The 18,138-nt window shown below is 67.9% G+C and carries 14 protein-coding genes; 8 read left to right on the forward strand and 6 right to left on the reverse strand.

Translation table 11 applies throughout. The annotated features are described in order from the left end of the window. Nucleotides 1–41 precede the first annotated feature (41 nt). Entirely contained in the window at nt 42–1,043 is a 1,002-nt protein-coding gene (gene ispH / locus ASF41_RS19020; RefSeq protein WP_056213754.1) for a 4-hydroxy-3-methylbut-2-enyl diphosphate reductase, read from the reverse strand. Between the two features lie 137 nt (nt 1,044–1,180). Beyond that, complete coding sequence (locus ASF41_RS19025) at nt 1,181–2,605, reverse strand: PLP-dependent aminotransferase family protein (protein ID WP_056495928.1); 1,425 nt, start codon at nt 2,603–2,605, stop codon at nt 1,181–1,183. Between the two features lie 120 nt (nt 2,606–2,725). Between ASF41_RS19025 and ASF41_RS19030 the strand changes: the two genes are divergently transcribed. The 4 genes from ASF41_RS19030 to ASF41_RS19045 all read left to right on the forward strand — a co-directional run bounded on the left by ASF41_RS19030 (nt 2,726) and on the right by ASF41_RS19045 (nt 7,507). Next, complete coding sequence (locus ASF41_RS19030; RefSeq protein WP_056495931.1) at nt 2,726–3,055, forward strand: DUF1127 domain-containing protein; 330 nt, start codon at nt 2,726–2,728, stop codon at nt 3,053–3,055. A 189-nt stretch (nt 3,056–3,244) separates the two neighbouring features. After that, complete coding sequence (locus ASF41_RS19035; protein ID WP_056274601.1) at nt 3,245–5,158, forward strand: monovalent cation:proton antiporter-2 (CPA2) family protein; 1,914 nt, start codon at nt 3,245–3,247, stop codon at nt 5,156–5,158. Beyond that, nucleotides 5,151–6,587, forward strand: coding sequence for an MATE family efflux transporter (locus ASF41_RS19040; protein WP_156653376.1), 1,437 nt, complete (start codon nt 5,151–5,153; stop codon nt 6,585–6,587). The genes ASF41_RS19035 and ASF41_RS19040 overlap by 8 nt, the downstream gene beginning before the upstream one ends. Nucleotides 6,588–6,787: 200 nt before the next feature. Continuing rightward, nucleotides 6,788–7,507, forward strand: coding sequence for a spermidine synthase (locus ASF41_RS19045; RefSeq protein WP_056495938.1), 720 nt, complete (start codon nt 6,788–6,790; stop codon nt 7,505–7,507). 22 nt (nt 7,508–7,529) lie between these two features. Here ASF41_RS19045 and ASF41_RS19050 read toward each other — a convergent pair whose 3' ends face one another. Next, nucleotides 7,530–7,817 (reverse strand): hypothetical protein, encoded by a 288-nt coding sequence (locus tag ASF41_RS19050; protein ID WP_056213765.1) that lies wholly within the window; start codon nt 7,815–7,817, stop codon nt 7,530–7,532. Between the two features lie 590 nt (nt 7,818–8,407). On the opposite strand from ASF41_RS19050, the gene ASF41_RS19055 reads away from it, so the two are divergent. Continuing rightward, nucleotides 8,408–9,151 (forward strand): hypothetical protein, encoded by a 744-nt coding sequence (locus tag ASF41_RS19055; protein ID WP_244479709.1) that lies wholly within the window; start codon nt 8,408–8,410, stop codon nt 9,149–9,151. 26 nt (nt 9,152–9,177) lie between these two features. Here ASF41_RS19055 and ASF41_RS19060 read toward each other — a convergent pair whose 3' ends face one another. Both ASF41_RS19060 and ASF41_RS19065 read right to left on the reverse strand, forming a co-directional pair. Next, complete coding sequence (locus tag ASF41_RS19060; protein WP_056274593.1) at nt 9,178–10,008, reverse strand: oxidoreductase; 831 nt, start codon at nt 10,006–10,008, stop codon at nt 9,178–9,180. A gap of 109 nt (nt 10,009–10,117) precedes the next feature. Next, the gene (locus ASF41_RS19065; protein WP_056495944.1) at nt 10,118–13,132 is read right to left on the reverse strand and encodes an FAD-binding and (Fe-S)-binding domain-containing protein; all 3,015 of its coding nucleotides are present in this window, start codon (nt 13,130–13,132) and stop codon (nt 10,118–10,120) included. A 130-nt stretch (nt 13,133–13,262) separates the two neighbouring features. On the opposite strand from ASF41_RS19065, the gene ASF41_RS19070 reads away from it, so the two are divergent. Then, complete coding sequence (locus tag ASF41_RS19070; RefSeq protein ID WP_056495948.1) at nt 13,263–14,309, forward strand: low specificity L-threonine aldolase; 1,047 nt, start codon at nt 13,263–13,265, stop codon at nt 14,307–14,309. Between the two features lie 52 nt (nt 14,310–14,361). Here the strand turns inward: ASF41_RS19070 and ASF41_RS19075 are convergent, their stop codons facing one another. After that, complete coding sequence (locus tag ASF41_RS19075; RefSeq protein ID WP_056495951.1) at nt 14,362–15,090, reverse strand: GntR family transcriptional regulator; 729 nt, start codon at nt 15,088–15,090, stop codon at nt 14,362–14,364. Between the two features lie 221 nt (nt 15,091–15,311). Between ASF41_RS19075 and ASF41_RS19080 the strand changes: the two genes are divergently transcribed. Both ASF41_RS19080 and ASF41_RS19085 read left to right on the forward strand, forming a co-directional pair. Continuing rightward, nucleotides 15,312–16,487 carry an alanine--glyoxylate aminotransferase family protein gene (locus ASF41_RS19080; protein ID WP_056495954.1) on the forward strand — a complete coding sequence of 392 codons (1,176 nt, stop codon included), beginning with the start codon at nt 15,312–15,314 and terminating at the stop codon, nt 16,485–16,487. A 307-nt stretch (nt 16,488–16,794) separates the two neighbouring features. After that, nucleotides 16,795–18,096, forward strand: a complete 1,302-nt coding sequence (locus ASF41_RS19085) for an MFS transporter (protein WP_056213782.1) — start codon at nt 16,795–16,797, stop codon at nt 18,094–18,096. Nucleotides 18,097–18,138: the final 42 nt, after the last annotated feature.

The raw sequence follows: 18,138 nt of genomic DNA on the forward strand, positions 1-18,138 counted from the left end.
GCGCCCCTGCTGAAGCCAGGTCTATTGGGAGCGCTGTCTGCCTATTCGGCAGCTTCGCTGCGCAGTTCGCGCGGCAACGGGAAGGACATGTCCTCGACCACCGTGGAAACCGTATCCACCGTCACGGTGTAGCGCGCTGCGAAGGCGTCGATGATCTCCTCCACCAGCACCTCCGGTGCCGAGGCACCAGCCGTGAGTCCGAGCTTTCGGATGCCCTCAAAGGCCGGCCAATCGATTTCCTCGGCCCGCAGCACCAAGCGGGTGATCGGGCAGCCGACGCGTTCGGCGACCTCGCGCAGACGCTGCGAGTTCGAAGAGTTTGAGGAACCGACCACGATGACCGCATCGACGAGCGGCGCTACCTGCTTCACCGCCTCCTGGCGGTTGGTGGTGGCGTAGCAAATATCGTCCTTGTGCGGGCCGGTGATCGTCGGAAACTTCTTCTTCAGCGCCTCGACGATGTGGTGCGTGTCGTCCACCGACAGGGTCGTCTGCGTCACCCAAGCGAGGTTATCGCGGTTTTCCGGCTCCAGGGCGGCGATCTGATCGAGGTCCTCAACCAGCGTGATCGAGCCTTTGGGTAACTGGCCCATGGTGCCGACCACCTCGGGATGACCGGAATGGCCGACGAGTAGCACGTGGCGACCGCGCTTGTGATGGATCTCCGCCTCGCGATGGACCTTGGTCACCAGCGGGCAAGTGGCATCAATGGTGGTGAGGCCGCGGGAATCTGCGTTGTGCGGCACCGTCTTGGCGACGCCGTGAGCCGAGAAGATTACCGGAGCAGAGCCGTCGGGAACCTCGTCGAGCTCGCGGACGAACACCGCGCCCTTCCGCTTCAGGCTCTCGACCACGTACTTGTTGTGGACGATTTCATGACGGACGTAGACCGGAGGTCCGTAGATGGCGAGTGCCCGTTCCACCACGTCTATCGCCCGCACGACACCGGCGCAGAAACCGCGCGGCGCACAGAGCAGGATCTCCAGAGGTGGCTTGCCCGTGTCACCGGAGGCGGAGGAGGTCGTCAGATTCGCGTCGCTCATGATAGCCGGGATGTGGCGAGGCGGGGACGCCCCTGTCAACCTGTCATAACGGAAAACTCCCCTGCGGGCACCTCCGGTACGGCGAAAGCGGGTACGCGTGGCGCACAGGACCCGGAAAATTCTCCGCGAGACTTTCGTCAACCCACCGGCTCGGATCGCGCCGCCACGCACTCGTTCAGGGCGGCCTCGAGCATGGGGATCAGACGTGGGTCGGTGCACTGGGCGACGTTGAAGCGCAGGAAACTGTTGCCGAGCGACGAGGGGCTGAAAGCGCCTCCCGGTGCGAGCACGAGTCCGAGTGCCAGGGCACGCCGGGCAACGTCTGCCGAATCGATTCCATCCGGCAGACGCATCCACAGAAAGAACCCCCCGGACGGCTCCAGCCACGCCGTCAGTCCGCATCCTTCGAGGCGCCGAAGAGCCGGCGCCATCGCCCGTCCCAATTTCTCGCGGACCTCGGCGAGGTGCCGGCGGTACGTGCCGTCCGTAAGGAGCGCGTGCATCAGGCTCGCGGACAGGTGGCTGTTCCCCAGACTCATGGCCAGCTTGAGGTCGATCAGAGGCTCCACCCAGTCCTCGCGCAGCGCGATGAAACCGCAACGGATGGCAGCCGACAGCGTCTTCGAGAAGCTGCCGATCTGAATGACGCGCTCCAACCCGTCGAAACCGGCGAGGCGTAGAGACGGCTTTCCCTCGAAATCCCCGAAGATATCATCCTCAATGATGAGCGTATCGTGCGCCTCGGCGAGCTTCAGGATGCGATGGGTGATGGTCGGCGCCAGGGTGGAGCCGGTCGGGTTCTGAAGCGCAGAATTGATGACGTAGAAGCGCGGCCGATGCTCGGCGAGGTGCGCGGCGAGGGCAGCGAGATCAGGACCGTTCGGGGTCATCGAAACGCCGACGACCCGGGCACGCTGCGCCCGGAGGAGGCCGTGATAGTTGAAGTAGCAAGGATCGTCGACCAGCACGGTATCGCCGGGTTCGAGCAGGAATCGGCAGAGCAGGTCGAGAGCCTGCGTCGCCGAGTCGACCAGCACCACCTGATCGGCGCCGGCCTCGACCCCCTTCTCCGCCAGCCGCCGGGCGATCTGAGCGCGTAAGGGTGGAAAGCCGAGGGGCTGATCGTGTGAGACCAGGTTGGTTGCTGGACCGCGTGCGAGCTGACGAAGGCCGCGCCGAATCGCCTCATCGGGCATCCAGGACGACGGCAGCCAGCCGGAGCCCGGCATCACGAGGTCCGGGCCGGCCTGCATGGATTGCCGGGTGATCCAGAGCGGATCTACCGCTCGGTCGAGTTGCGGTCCCACCGCCTTGAGGCAGAGCGGGCGGGTCTTGCCCGCCACGTAGAACCCCGAACCGCGCCGCGCCACGATCGCGCCCTCGGCCCCGAGCCGGTCGTAGGCCTCGACGACAGTGGACTTCGAGACTCCCATGGCTTCAGCGAAGGCGCGGACTGAGGGGAGGCGTGCGCCGGGCATGAGCTGGCGGCTGTCGATCCGATCCGTGATCGCCCCCGCCACCGTCTCGACCAAAGAGCGATTCGACGAGGGGAGCGTCTTCATCTGTCCTGATCCTTGTCCCGGACAATTCACCCCAACCGTACTGTACTGTCCCTGTCGTGCCCATCCTCTTCCACGCAGAGTCGCGGCATCGCCACGCGCTTCGAAGAAAGGACGCGCATCATGGACGGCTTCCGTACGACCATCGCTGGGCTTGTCACCGCTGGCAGGACCCGGACCGTCATGGCGGTGGCTACGGCGCGGTTGGGCGCCATATTCGCCGCTGCGGCTTCCGGAATTTCCCGCTCTGCGATCAATCGGCGGGTCGTCCGACAGCTATCGGTGATGTCGGATCGCGAACTCCGGGACATCGGGCTCAGCCGCCAGGACGTACTGGATTCCGAGATCCTGCCGCTTGAAGGCGATGCGTCGAGTTTCCTGATCGGCCGCCGAAACGAGCGCCGGGCGGGCCGGCGCGTTCCGCGCGGACAATGGCCGACGCGATGCGACTGACGCCGGATCCAGGAAGGTGCCGATTCGCACTGTGGGATGCTCATCTGATTGTTTGCGAGGAGCTTCCTCCTTCCCCTGACGTGACGGCTGGGCTCCCGCTGGTTAAGACGGAGCCGCCTGGCACGCTTGGATCGTTCCGAACGGGGTCGGCCATCGCCGTCTTGGATTCGCATCCAACCTCGGATTTTCATGGCAAGCGCCACGACGCACGTCAGCTTCCTGCCTCCCGTACTGACGTTCCTGTCGGCGGCGGTGATCGGCGTGCCGATCTTCCGCCTCATCGGCCAGAGCGCCGTGCTCGGCTACCTCGTTGCCGGTGTGGTCATCGGGCCCTTCGGTTTCTCGCTGATCGCGGAGCCCGAGACGGCGGCGAGCGTCGCCGAACTCGGCGTTGTGCTGCTGCTCTTCATCGTCGGGCTCGAACTCCAGATCTCGCGACTCGTCTCGATGCGACGGGACATCTTCGGCCTCGGCACTGCCCAGCTCGTCGTCTGCTCGGCAGCTCTGGCAGGCGTCGGAATCCTGATGGGGGCCAAGCCCTCGGCGAGCCTCGTGATCGGCATCGCGCTCGCCCTCTCGGCCACAGCCGTCGCGCTTCAACTGCTGGAAGAGCGCGGCGATATGGGGACGCCCTATGGCGGGCGGGCCTTCGCGGTGCTGCTGTTTCAGGACATCTCCGTGGTCGCCATCCTGGCGCTGATGCCGCTGGTCGCCTCATCCGGCACGGGCGGCGGCGACGGATGGCTCCTTTCAGCCCTGCAATCCACCGGTACGGTGGGCGCGGCGATCCTTGCCGTGGTGCTGGTCGGGCGCTACGGCCTCAATCCGTTCTTCGGCCTCTTGGCGGCCAGTGGCGCCCGCGAGGTCATGACGGCCGCGGCCCTTCTCGTGGTGCTCGGCACCGCAATGCTGATGGAGCATGTCGGCCTGTCGATGGCGATGGGCGCGTTTCTGGCAGGCGTGCTTCTGGCCGAGTCCAACTTCCGCCATCAGCTTGAGGCCGACATCGAGCCGTTCCGGGGCATGCTGCTCGGCCTGTTCTTCATGAGCGTGGGCATGTCGATCGATGGCGGCTTGCTCAAGGCCGAATGGCCGACCCTGCTGGGGGCAACAGCCGGTGCGATCCTGCTCAAGGTCGCTGTGGTGGCGGGCCTGTTCCGCCTGTTCGGCTCGCCCTGGCTCGATGCGGTGCGCGGTGGAGCCATCCTGGCGCCGGCGGGAGAATTCGCCTTCGTGCTGTTGCCGGCGGGCGGCGAACTCGGCCTCGTGGATTCTGCGAGCACACGCTTTGCGGTGGCACTCGCGGCACTGACCATGCTGGTCGGTCCAGTGGCGGCGAAGGCTCTGGACGCCCTGCTTGCCCGACGTCCCGAAGGGCCCGAGGCGTTGCCGGAAGCCATCGAGAGCACCGAGGCCCGCGTCCTCGTCATCGGCTTCGGCCGCTTCGGACAGATTCTCACACAGGTGCTGCTCGCCGAGGGCATCAGCGTCACGGTGATCGACAAGGATGTGGAGCAGATCCGCAGTGCCGCCCGTTTTGGATTCCGCATCTATTACGGAGACGGGACCCGCCTCGATGTGCTGCGCGCCGCCGGCATCGGCCGGGCCGAACTCGTCTGCATCTGCGTCGACGACAGCGAGGCCGCCCTGAAGATCGTCGATATCGTCCACGAGGAATTCGCGAGCGTGCGAACCTATGTGCGGGCCTTCGATCGCATGCATGCCGTCGAGCTGATGAACCGGGACGTCGACTTCCAGCTCCGCGAAACGGTCGACTCCGCCCTCGCCTTCGGTCGGGCGACCCTGGAAGGTCTCGGTCTCAGCACGGAGGCGGCCGCCGCCACCGCCGAGGACGTGCGCAAGCGCGACGTCGCACGCCTCGTACTTCAGCAGGCGGGCGCGCTGCCGGACACCATGAGCTGGGCCCGCGGCCTCAATGAGATCAAGCCGGAGCCGCTGACGGAGCCGAAGCGGCCTTCCCGTGCACTCAATGCGGAGACGCGCGACATCATTGGATCCCAGAGGCGAGAGGCGGCGACCCGCACCCTCGAGACCGATGAAGCCTTCCAAAGTCGGCAGCAGGAATCCCGGACGGATGCCTGAGGTGACATCCGGATCGGCGCGGTTCGTCGAGGGATCGATTCTGCGCCACGTGGTGACCATGAGCGCCACTGGTTCAATCGGGCTGATGGCGATCTTCGTCGTCGACTTCCTGTCCTTGCTCTACGTCTCCAAGCTCGGAGAGCCGACGCTGACGGCGGCGGTGGGCTTTGCCACCATCGTCCAGTTCTTCGCCATCGCCATCAATATCGGCCTGATGATTGCAGCTGGTGCTCTCGTTTCGCGAGCCATTGGGGCCGGTGATGAGGAGGGCGCGCGGCGCCTCGCCACCTCCGGGACCCTCCAGGGAATTGTCGTCTCCGGCGTCCTCGTCGTGGCGATGCTGCCATGCCTGCCTACCCTCCTGGGTTGGATCGGTGCCGACGCCGAGACTCTTCCGGTGGCGACACGCTTTCTCTGGATCACGCTGCCCTCCAACCTGCTGATGGGGCCTGGCATGATGTTCTCCGGCCTGCTGCGAGCGGTCGGGGCTGCGCGTCAGGCCATGTACGTGACCCTTGGCGGCGCCATCGTCACTGCCGGACTCGACCCACTGCTGATCTTCGGTGCTGGCCTCGGCGTCGACGGGGCGGCCATCACGACCTGCTTTGCCCGCGCCACCTTTGCGATCATCGGCCTGTGGGGTGTGCGTCAGCACCGGATGCTCGCGCGACCGAAGCTCGCCGACGTCATCGCGGACGCGCCCGTCGTGATGCGGATCGCCCTGCCGGCGGTATTGACGAATCTCGCGCCCTCGGTGGCGAGCGCCTTCATCGCCCACGCGCTCGCGCAATTCGGCGCAGTCGCGGTGGCTGGCAACGTGGTGGTCGACCGCCTGACTCCGGTGGCGTTCGGCGGCCTCTTCGCCATGTCTGGCTCGATTGGACCGATCCTGGGTCAGAACTGGGGTGCGGCCCGGTTCGATCGCATGCGCGGCGTTCTGCGCGATGGCACGCTGGTCACCGCCGTCTACGTTCTGGTGGTCTGGACAGCCCTGATCCTGGGAGCCGACCCTCTGACACGCCTCTTTGCGCTTGAGGGCGTTGCGGCCGACCTGTTCGGGTTCTTCTGTCTCGTTAGTGGTGGCGTCTGGTTCTTCACCGGGCTGCTGTTCCTGGCCAACGCCTCCTTCAACAATCTTGGGTTCCCATTCTATTCCACCGCTCTGAACTGGGGACGCGCCACCCTGGGCACCGTACCGCCAGCCCTCATCGGCGCGCATTTCTACGGTCCCAAAGGCGTCATCGCCGGAGTCGGCCTCGGCTCCGTCCTGTTCGGTCTCGCCGGGATCGCCCTTGCCTTCCGCACCGTCGCCACCTTGGAGCGACGGGCCGGTGTCGTGCTCTCCCCGGCCAAGGCTGCGGAGGCCCCGAATGCTGGCACGGAGGCCACCCGCGCCGCTGCACCGGCGCAGTCCGGCGCCCTGATCTGAATCCTGCCGCCGGGGAGACCTATCCGCGAGCCGGGTTTCAGGATCGTGCTGGATCCGTCCCCTTGAGCGAACGCTTCGGGGTGTACGAACCGTCTCCGATGGAGAAACGCGGGGTCGCTACCGAGGTTGACCTTCGCGAGATTTCGGATGAGGCGGTGGCAGCCGCGTCCGTACGATGTCGCGGAGGGAGTCCAGCGTCGATGTCGTCACCCCCCTGGGTCCTCTGTGACACCAGCATCATTCCCGGTAGTTCCGCTCCGCTGAATCTCCTGCGCCAGGGAGACGCCTACTCGATCCAGGTCGGGAAAGCGGAACTCATGACGAACCTCGATCGCGGCTCGGAGCAGGCCCTCGCGACCATCCCCTGTGAACGACTCGCTGGTCGCGCGGCGCCACGCATCCTGATCGGCGGACTCGGCATGGGCTTCACCCTGCGCGCTGCCCTGAGTGCCCTCGGACCGGACGCGAAGATCGTGGTCGCCGAACTGATCCCGGCTGTCGTCGCCTGGGCACGAGGTCCCCTCGCCCATCTCTTCGGTGACAGTCTCGACGACCCACGAGTCGAGATCGTCGAGACCGACGTCAATCGCCTGATCCAATCGGGACCCGAGCGCTTCGATGCAATTCTGCTGGATGTCGATAACGGTCCGTCCGGCATGACTCGACGGGAGAACGACCGCCTGTACGATGCCTGGGGTTTGAAGCGGGCACACTACGCCCTGCGGAGCGACGGCATCCTCGCGGTCTGGTCCGGTAAACCCGACCGACGTTTCAAGGCGCGCCTACGCCTGCATGGCTTTGCCGTCGATGAATTCCGCATCCGCGCGAACGGCGGGGCTGACGGACCGCGCCACGTTCTCTGGATGGCGACGCGCCCCGTTGCCCCGCTGCGGTTCGCGTCGCTGGGAAGCAGGCCCTGAGCTCGATGGCCCCGGCCTCGTGTCAGTAGCTGTAGTTGCGGCGCGCCGGTCCCTGGGACGGCCCATAACCCGCGCCGCGGGGCTCCACGCGCGAACCGTAATCGATGTCGCGTTGCCGCTTCGCCTGACGGTTCGCCAGATATCGGCCGCCGAGGCAGCCCGCGACCGCCCCGACGACCCCACGTTCGGCGAGGTAGTGGCCGGCGATTCCGCCGATGATCGCGCCCTTGATGCAGCCCTTGGCTTCGGCCGCTCCGACGCTGCCGAAGGTGAGGAGGGCGAGGGCCGACGCTGTCGCAATGATCCGCATGTTCAATCTCCCGGCTGATGCGTCGAGGAAACCGTCCCACACCGCGCCCGTTCCGATCGGAAGACGCGGATCCGTTAAATTCCCGATGCGATCTCCTCCGGGCGTCCTGCGCGTAAGAAACTGCGTTCTTAATCCATCAGTATCGTCATTTCTTGGATCTGTGTCTCATTCGCAGCAGGCAGGATCAACGCGGGCGTGTCTAAGGTCATAACGAGGGTCCGCCAGTCATCATGTCGGGGGACGAAGCAGGATCTTGCCTGATGACTGGGAGTTGCGTGCGTCCAATCATACCCATCATGGGTATGGTCCTGGCTCTATCGTCGACAGTCGTTGGCGCCGCTGAAATGGATGATCCCGCAACCGCTAAACCATCGGTCTGGGCATCGAAGGATGGCCGGTCAGCGCCCTCCCGAAAGGGGGCCCCACCGCAGAAAAAGCAAGCGGGCCACCAGGATGCCAAGGCGGACAAGGAGACACGGGACGGTAAGGGCGGCGGTGACGACGGTAAGTCTCAGGATGTCGACACCGAGCATCTCTTCGGCTTCACGGAAGGCTCCGATGCCGGTGAGAAGGGCGAGCAGGAGGTCGTCGTGGATACGATTTCCCGCCTGGGCAAGCGGCTATCGGGCCCCGGCGGAGGCCACTACCGCGTCCTCGACACCAAGCTCGGCTACCAGTTCGATCCGATCGACCGCCTGAGCATCGAGTTCGGCGCGTTCGGCACCTTTCGTCAGGTCCGCAACATCGTCGATCTCGACGACAAGTCCTACGGAACGTTCGACGGCGTCTCCGTCGAGGTGAAGTACCAGTTCCTGAAGGGCGACAAGGATCAGCCCCTCGGGCTCGCGCTTGAGCTTCGTCCGCGTTTCGCCCGCGTCCTGCCCATCGAGGGAAATGGCGCCGACATCTTCGACATGGAGACCGTGCTCCAGCTCGATCTGCAACTCGTGCCGAACAAGCTCTGGTACGGCAGCAACATCAGCTTCGAACCGGCGGCCGGTCGCCAGCGCGGCCCGGACGCCCCGGGCTACCGCTCATCGACCTTCCTCTGGTCGAACGCCCTGGTCGCCCGCGTTGGGGAGACTACCTATCTCGGGCCCGAGATCCGCTACTTGCGGGGCTACAACGGCACGTTTCTCAATGACTTGGAGAGTGAGGCCCTGTTCGTCGGCCCTGCCCTGCACCACCGCTTCACCGAAAAGATCTGGCTCACGGTGGCGTATGCCGGACAGGTCTGGGGCCGCGATGCCGACCCGAGCCTGGCGGGTCGCGCGCTCGGCCTGAACCAGTTCGAGCGGCACACCGTCCGGGTGAAGTTCGGCATGGAGTTCTGAGCGCCGGGTGCGGAAAGTCTGCCGCCTCAGTTCGCCAGCTGCATCTGCTTGCGCAGGCTCTTGTCGAAGAGGTGGGCGGGGGCGAAGCGGCGAAGCAGACTGATCTGGCGCGCGACCTTGCCGGCGGTGTAGCGGCGCCGCGGCACGGATGCCTCGGCCGCGGCGAGCACGGCGTCGGCCACGATCTCCGGCGCGTCGGCGGTCGCCATGGCCGCCCGCATCGTCCGGTCGGCACCGGCCCGGGCCTCGATGTACAGGTCGAGCTGGGCATCGGGAACGAGAAGGTTCTGGTCGAAGGCCGTGCGGGTATAGGCCGGCTCGACCAAGACGACGCGGATACCCTGACTGCGGACCTCGTGGTCGAGCGATTCCGAATAGCCTTCCACCGCGTGCTTGCTGGCAGCGTAGAGCGCCATGTAGGGGGCCGGAATCAGACCGAGCACGGAACTGATGTTGATGATGCGGCCGTTCTTCTGCGCGCGCATCGTCGGAATGACCGCGCGGATCGCCCGGATCACGCCGAACAGGTTCACGTCGAACAGGTCCTGTGCCTGGGCGATCGAGGATTCCTCGGCCCCGCCGCTGATGCCGAAGCCGGCATTGTTGACGAGGAGGTCGATCCGGCCGGTCTCGTCCAGCACCGTCTTCACCATCGCGGCGACCGACGCCTCGTCGGTCAGATCGCAGGTCAGGAGGGTGCCGGCATCGCCCAAGACGGCGCTGCTGCGTCGGCTCGTCCCGAACACGCGATAGCCGGCCTTGTGGAGGGCCCGGACGCTGGCGAGACCGATGCCGGAGGAGGCTCCGGTGACGATGGCCGTCTTTCGCACGGCTTGCTCGCGAATGGCTTGGCTCATGACCCTCTCCCAGCGGGTCCGATCCACCGGCCCGTCTCCTTTTAAATGACGATTGAAATTTAAAATGGCAAGCGGATGGGCGTGCCGTGGCACACGCGCATCGTTGGTATTACAGCGGCAAAAACGGCTTTCCGTTTCGCAACGCGGGCGAAGGACGTGTCGAGGTCACAAGGGCGTCGTCGAGAACGCGCGCGACGTGACGTGCGGTGAGGCCGAGGCCGTCGTGGATCTGATGGCGGCAACTCGTGCCGTCGGCGACCACGAGATCGTCCGGGTCGGCCTGGCGCAGGGCCGGGAACAGTGACAGCTCGGCCATGGCCAGGGACACGTCGATGGTCTCGGCGCCGTAGCCGAAGGCGCCGGCCATGCCGCAGCAGCTCGACTCGATCGGGCGGACATCGAGACCGGGCACCGCCCGCAGGACCGTCTCCACCGCACTCATGGCCGCGAAGGCCTTCTGATGGCAATGGCCGTGGAGATGGGCGACCCGGCCGCCCTGGTCGGCGAGCGGCAGGTCGATCCGACCGGCCTTGAGGTCGGCGGCGAGCAGTTCCTCGAACAGGACGCTCGCGCGCCCGAGTTCGGCGGCGTCGGGGCCGGGCAGGAGCGAGGCGAACTCGTCGCGGAAGGTCAGCAGGCAGGACGGCTCGAGGCCGACGATCCGGGCGCCGGCCCGGACGTAGGGCAGCAGTGCGCTCAGCGTCCGCCGGGCCTCGGCCCGGGCCCGGTCGGTCTGGCCCGAGGCAAGGTAGGTCCGTCCGCAGCAGAGGGGGCGGCGACCGCGATGGGGGAAGACCCGGTGCAGGCGGTAGCCGGCGGCGACCAGCACCCGCTCGGCCGCCTCCAGGTTCTCGCGCTCGAAGGCCCGGTTGAAGGTGTCGCCGAACAGGACGACGTCGCGGAAATCGCCGTTCACGTCGGCGGGATGGGCGGGCTCGCCCGTTTCGCGCCAGGGCCGGCGCCATTGCGGCAGGGTCCGGCGGGCCGAGAGGCCGACCCAGCGCTCGGACAGGCGGGCCAGGGCCGGGAGCCGGTCGCGCAGGTTGAGGAGGGGCGCCAGCCGCGCCGCCGTGCCGGCGTAGAGCGGGAGGGCCGCCACCAGGCGCTCCTTCAGCGGCAGGCCGTGCCGGGCGTGGTAATGGTGCAGGAACTCGATCTTCATCTTGGCCATGTCGACGCCGGTGGGGCATTCGCGCCGGCAGGCCTTGCAGGAGACGCAGAGGTCCAGGGTCCGCTTCATCTCCGGGCTGGTGAAGGCGTCCGGCCCGAGCTGGCCCGAGATGGCGAGCCGCAGGGAGTTGGCCCGGCCCCGGGTCAGGTGCTGTTCCTCCTTGGTGACGCGGTAGGACGGGCACATGGCGCCGCCGGCGAGCTTCCGGCAGGTGCCGTTGCTGTTGCACATCTCGACGGCGGGGCCGAAGCCGCCCCAATCGGACCAGTCGAGGGCGGGTACGGTGGGCTCGGTCACGGCGTAGCCCGGCTGGAAGCGCAGCAGCGAGCGGTCGTCCATGCGCAGCGGCCGGACGATCTTGCCGGGGTTGAGGCGATTGTCCGGGTCGAAGCCGTCCTTCACCGCCTCGAAGGCGCGGGTCAGTCGCGCCCCGAACATCGGCTCGATGTATTCGGACCGCGAGATGCCGTCGCCGTGCTCGCCCGAGTAGGAGCCCTTGAAGCGGCGCACGGCCGCGCTGGCCTCCTCGGCGATGGCCCGCATCTTGGCGACGTCGCCGCCCTGCTTCATGTCGAGGATCGGGCGGACATGCAGGCAGCCCACCGAGGCGTGGGCGTACCAGGTGCCGCGGGTGCCGTGGCGGGTGAAGACCTCGGTGACGGCGTCGGTATAGTCGGCCAGGTGCTCCAGGGGCACCGCGCAGTCCTCGATGAAGGAGACCGGCTTGGCGTCGCCCTTCATCGACATCATGATGTTGAGGCAGGCCTCGCGCACCTCCCAGACCGACTTCTGCCGGACGGGCTCGGGCACCTTCACCACGGCGTTCCGGAAGCCGTGGTCGCTCATGCAGGCGTCGAGGCGGACGAGGTCGGCCAGCAGCGCGTCGCGGTCGTCGCCGGCGAATTCCACCAGCAGCAGGCAGTTCGGCGTGCCGCGGGTGATGTCTGCGAGCGTCGTGCGGAACAGCGGGATGTCGGCCCCGAGGACCAGCACGTTGTTGTCGACGAGTTCCACCGCCACGGGATCGAGGTCGACCAGCGCCTTCGTGGTTTCCATGGCGGCGCGGAAGGACGGGAAGTGGCAGACGCCCATGACCCGGTGGGCGGGCAGCCGGGAGAGCTTCAGGGTGACGCCGGTGGTGGCCGCCAGGGTGCCCTCGGAGCCGACGAGGAGGTGGGCGAGGTTCGGCCGCGCCTCGATCAGGGCGTCGAGGTTGTAGCCGCCGACCCGCCGCTGCACCCGCGGATACCGGGCCAGGATCTCGTCGCGCTCCGCCTCGGCGAGCGCGCGCATCGCGGCGGCGAGGTGCGTGGCCCGGTCCGGGCCCGTGACCCCGGTGCTGTCGTGGCCCGTGAGACCGAAGCCGAAGGCGGTGCCGTCGGGGAACAGCGCCTCCATGGCCAGGACGTTGTCGCTCATCTTGCCGAAGCGGAGCGAGCGCGCGCCGCAGGAATTGTTGCCGGCCATGCCGCCGATGGTGCAGCGGGTGGCGGTGGAGGGCTCGACGGGGAAGAACCAGCCGTCCGCTTTCACCCGGGTGTTCAGGCGTTCCAGCACCATGCCGGGCTCGACGGTGATGGTGCCCGCTTGCGGATCGTAGGCGGTGATGCCGTTGAAGTGGCGCGAGCAATCGACCACGAGGCCGTGCCCGATCGGCTGGCCGTTCTGCGAGGTACCGCCGCCGCGCAGGATGACCGGCACGTCGTGCTCGGCGGCGATCTTCAGGGTCGCGGCGATGTCGGCGGCCGAGCGCGGCAGCACCACGCCGGCCGGCACGATCTGGTAGATCGAGGCGTCGGTGGCGTAGCGTCCCCGGGTGAAGGGATCGAAGCGGGCCTCGCCCTGCAGCGCCTCGGCCAGCCGCCGGGCGAGCCCGGCATTCATTCGAGTGGCCGCGCGGGGCGTGCGGTTCGCCGCCCGCGGCGTGGTCGATGGCTCAGCCGTGGCGGTCATGCGTCATCGTCCTCGCGTTGCGGATGGGCATCCGGATCGGAATGCCGGGTGCGGCCGCCGGATGGGGTGGCGGTCTCGGTCGCCGGAGCTAAGATACCGGTGATATTTTGAATGCAAACGGGCTTGCAAGATGATCGACCTGTTCAGCGACACCCAGACGCGGCCCACGACGGGGATGCGGGACGCCATGGCGCGGGCCGAGGTGGGGGATGAGCAGTCGGATTCCGACCCCACGACCCTGGCGCTCTGCGAACGGGTGGCGGACCTGCTCGGCCAGGAGGCGGGCGTCTTCATGCCGTCCGGCACGATGTGCAATCTCGTGGCGATCCTGGTGCAGACCCGGCCCGGCGACGAGATCATCGTCGACGACCAGTCCCACATCTACAACACCGAGGCCGCCGGCTCGGCCGCCATCGGCGGCGTCTCCGTGATGGCCCTGAAGACCCCGGCGGGTGTCTACACGCCCGAGGCCTTCGCGGCGGCCATCCGCCCGTCCGCCCGCACGGCGCCGCGCTCGGCCCTGGTCTCGATCGAGCAGACGACGAGCTTCTCCGGCGGTTCGGTCTGGGCGCTCCCGGACATGCGGCGCATCCGCGACATCGCCCATGAGCGGGGCCTGCGGGCGCATATCGACGGGGCCCGTCTCCTCAATGCGGTGGCGGCCACCGGCATCGCCGCGAAGGACTACGCGCAGGGCTTCGACAGCGCCTGGATCGATCTCAGCAAGGGCCTCGGCTGCCCGGTCGGGGCCGTCCTGTGCGGGACGCGGGCGTTCATTGCCGAGGCCTGGCGCTGGAAGTACCGCCTGGGCGGGGCCATGCGCCAGTCCGGCATCCTGGCGGCCGCCGGCCTCTACGCCCTCGATCACCACGTCGACCAGCTCGTCCGCGACAACGCCCACGCGGCCCTGCTGCGCGACCGGATCGCGGGGGCGCCCGGCCTCGCCATCGACGAAGGTGCGGCTCAGTCCAACATCCTGTGCTTCTCGGTGGAGCCCCTCGGCGTCACGGCCGCCGCCTTCGCCCAGGCCTGCCTCGCAGAGGATGTCCGGGTGCGGGCGATCGGAGCCCATCAGATCCGCGCCACGACCCATCTCGAGGTGGACGAGCCCAGCGTCCTGCGAGCGGCCGAGGTGATCCGCGCCGAGGCCGAGCGCCTGTCGGCGCGCGCCGGCTGATCGGCTTCGCCGAGATCCGGCGAAGAACTCGGCGTGGACCCCATCGTGGCCATCAGGCACCGGCCGTCGCGGTCTCCCGCACGGCGGCCGCGCGGCGCTTGTTGCGCAGGTGACGGAACAGGATGTCGCTGAGCTCCGGTCCCGCCCGGCGCCGCAGGGCGTCGAGGATCTCCTCGTGCTCGCGCATGGCCTCGCCCCAGCGGTCGCGGTCCTTGTCGAGATTGGCCGCGTAGCGCACCCGGCGCAGGCGCCCGGCGAAATTCGCGTAGGTCGTCCGCAGGGGCTCGTTGTCGGCGGCCTCCACGATCCGGTCGTGGATCGCCTGGTTGCCGGCGAAGTAACCGTGCAGGTCGCGGCGGAGATAGGCCGCGTACATTTCGTGGTGCAGGCGTTCGATCTCGGCAAAGCCCGCCTCGGTGATCTTCTCGCAGGCGAGGCGGCCGGCCAGGGCCTCGAGACCGCCCATGACGTCGAACAATGCCACCATCTCGTCGGGGCCGAGCTGGCGGACCCGCGCGCCCCGGTTCGGCAGCAGGTCGATCAGCCCCTCGGAGGCCAGCACCTTCAGGGCTTCCCGCAGGGGGGTGCGCGAGATGCCGAAGCGTTCGCAGAGGAGCCGTTCTGGCACGCGCGCCCCGGGGGCGAGGTTGCCCTCGACCACGTAGTCGCGAAGCTGCGCCAGCAAGGTCCCGTGCAGCGAGGCGCCCCCCGCGCCCGCGATCCGGGGCGGGGATGCGGCCTCCGGGTCGACCGCGGAATCCGGGACGGAATCGAGCATCATCGTTCCAGAAATATCAGCCGGTTGCGCCGCGGTCGAGGGCGATCGAGCGCAAAATAATGCTTGTGTCGCGCAAAAATGAATGCAAATTTTTGGTCGATTCAACCGGACGCGGATCGTATCGACGACAATCCAGCGCTGCTCGCCCTTCGACGCGACCGTGCTGCCCCCGTCCCGCGACCTGCCAGCTTCGTCTGGCGCACCTCAAAGCCTGCGAGGCCCCCATGACGACACGGACCGGACGCCATTTCCTGCACATCCCGGGCCCGAGCCCGGTGCCCGAGCGCGTCCTGCGCGCCATGGACATGCCGGTGATCGACCATCGCGGTCCCGATTTCGCCAAGCTCGGGCGGGCGGTGCTGGAGGGCGCGCAGGCCGTGTTCCAGACCCGCGCGCCGGTGATCCTGTATCCCGGCTCGGGCACCGGGGCCTGGGAGGCCGCCATCGTCAACACCCTCTCGGCCGGCGACCGGGTGCTGATGTTCGAGACCGGCCACTTCGCCACCCTGTGGCGCCAGATGGCGGCGCGCTGGGGCATCGAGGTCGAGTTCGTGCCGGGCGACTGGCGCCGGGGCGTCGACCCGGCCCGGGTCGAGGCGATCCTGGCGGAGGACCGGGCGAAGTCGATCAAGGCCGTGATGGTGGTCCACAACGAGACCTCCACCGGCGTCACGAGCCGCATCGCCGAGATCCGCAAGGCCATCGACCGGGCCCATCATCCGGCCCTCTTCCTCGTCGACACCATCTCGGGCCTCGGCTCGGCCGAGTACGCCCACGATTCCTGGGGCGTCGACGTCTCGGTGTGCTGCTCGCAGAAGGGCCTGATGCTGCCCCCCGGCCTCGGCCTCGTCGCGCTCTCGGACAAGGCGCTCGCCGCCACCAAGACCGCCACCCTGCCACGCTCCTACTGGGACTGGCAGGAGATGCTGAAGCCGAACGCGGCGGGCTACTTCCCCTACACGCCGGCGACCAACCTGCTCTACGGCCTGCGCGAGGCCATCGCCATCCTGAGGGAGGAGGGCCTGCCCCAGGTCTTCGCCCGTCACCAGCGCCTCGCCGCTGCGACCCGCGCCGCCGTGGAGGCCTGGGGCCTTCAGGTCCTGTGCCAGGAGCCGTCGGAGTACTCGCCGGTGCTCACCGCCGTGGTGATGCCGGAGGGCCACGACGCCGACGCCCTGCGCACCCTGATCCTCGAGAAGTACGACCTGTCCCTCGGCACCGGCCTTGCGAAGGTCGCCGGCAAGGTCTTCCGCATCGGCCATCTCGGCGAGACCAACGACCTCATGCTGATGGCCGCCCTGTCCGGCGTCGAGATGGGCCTGAAGGCCGGCGCCGTGCCGCACACCCGCGGCGGCGTGCTGGCCGCCATGGACGCCCTGCGTTCCGGGCTGGACGATTGAGGAGCCACCTCCGGCGGACCTGACGGATCGGGGTCTGACAGACCGTCATTCCGGGGCGCCGAAGGCGAGCCCGGAATCCTGATCCGCCGACGGTGCCGGACGCGATGAACCCTGCGGTTCTGGATCCCGGGTTCCGCTGCGCGGCCCCGGGATGACCGAGTGCCAAAGGCGAAACCCTCGGAGAAACGAAGACCCGACGCCCTCATCACACCACCCCGACGCACCCCCACAAACAGCCCGGCGATCAGACCGGGCGGGAGGACGCGTTCAACCGGAGGAAACCCCGATGACGCCAGATCAAGGACGCATGACCGCGTCAGGACCAGCGAAAAGACGCGTCTCCGCGTCGAACATGGTCCTGTTCCTGCTTTGCCTGATGTACTTCGTCACCTATCTCGACCGGGTGAACATCGCGACGGCGGGCGGCGAGATCATGAAGGATCTCGGGCTTTCGAACACCCAGTTCGGCCTGATCCTGTCCGCCTTCGCCTATCCCTACGCCATCTTCCAGGTCATCGGCGGCTCGGTGGGCGACAAGTTCGGCGCCCGGCGCACGCTCCTGGTCTGCGGCCTGATCTGGGCTTCGGCCACGATCCTCACCGGCCTCGTCGGCGGTCTGATCAGCCTGTTCCTCGCCCGCGTGCTGCTGGGCTTCGGGGAGGGCGCGACCTTCCCCACCGCCACCCGCGCCATGCAGAACTGGACGGCGCCGGGCAAGCGCGGCTTCGCGCAGGGCATCACCCACGCCTTCGCCCGGCTCGGCAACGCGGTGGCACCGCCCATCGTGGCCGTGCTGATCTACCATGTGGGCTGGCGCCTCGGCTTCGTCGTCCTGGGCGTGGCGAGCTTCGCCTGGGTCGTGGTCTGGTACCTGTATTTCCGCGACGATCCGAAGGACCATCCGGCGATCACCCCGGAGGAACTGGCCGTCCTGCCGCCGCCGAGCAAGGTCGGCGCCAAGCAGAACATTCCCTGGAGCCGCCTGACCCTGCGCATGCTGCCGGTGACGCTGACCTACTTCTGCTACGGCTGGACCCTGTGGCTGTTCCTCGGCTGGCTGCCGAGCTTCTTCAAGCTCAATTACGGCCTCGACCTGAAGAACTCGGCCCTGTTCGCCTCGGGCGTGTTCTTCGCCGGCGTCGTCGGCGACACCCTCGGCGGCGTCTTCAGCGACCGCATCCTGAAGAAGACCGGCAACCTCAAGCTCGCCCGCCTGAGCGTCATCGTGGTCGGCTTCCTCGGCGCGGCGGCGAGCCTCGCCGGCGTGTTCTTCACCCGCGACCTGACCCTGGTGGCGCTGCTGCTGAGCTCGGGCTTCTTCTTCGCCGAGCTGGTCATCGGCCCGATCTGGTCGGTGCCGATGGACATCGCGCCGAAATATTCGGGCACGGCGGCCGGCCTGATGAACACCGGCTCGGCGGTGGCGGCGATCATCTCGCCGATCGTCTTCGGGATGATCGTCGACATGACGGGAAGCTGGACCCTGCCCTTCGCGGGGTCCGTCGGCCTCTGCCTGCTCGGCGCCGGCCTCGCCTTCACCATGCACCCCGAGCGTCCGTTCGTGGAGGAGCCCGCGGTGCCGCTGGGACGGGCCGTCCCGGCGGAATAGCGCTGGATCCCACCCTCCCCCGCAGAGGGGGAGGGTTACGCG

The organism is Methylobacterium sp. Leaf111 (assembly GCF_001423285.1).
In the GTDB taxonomy this organism is placed as follows: domain Bacteria; phylum Pseudomonadota; class Alphaproteobacteria; order Rhizobiales; family Beijerinckiaceae; genus Methylobacterium.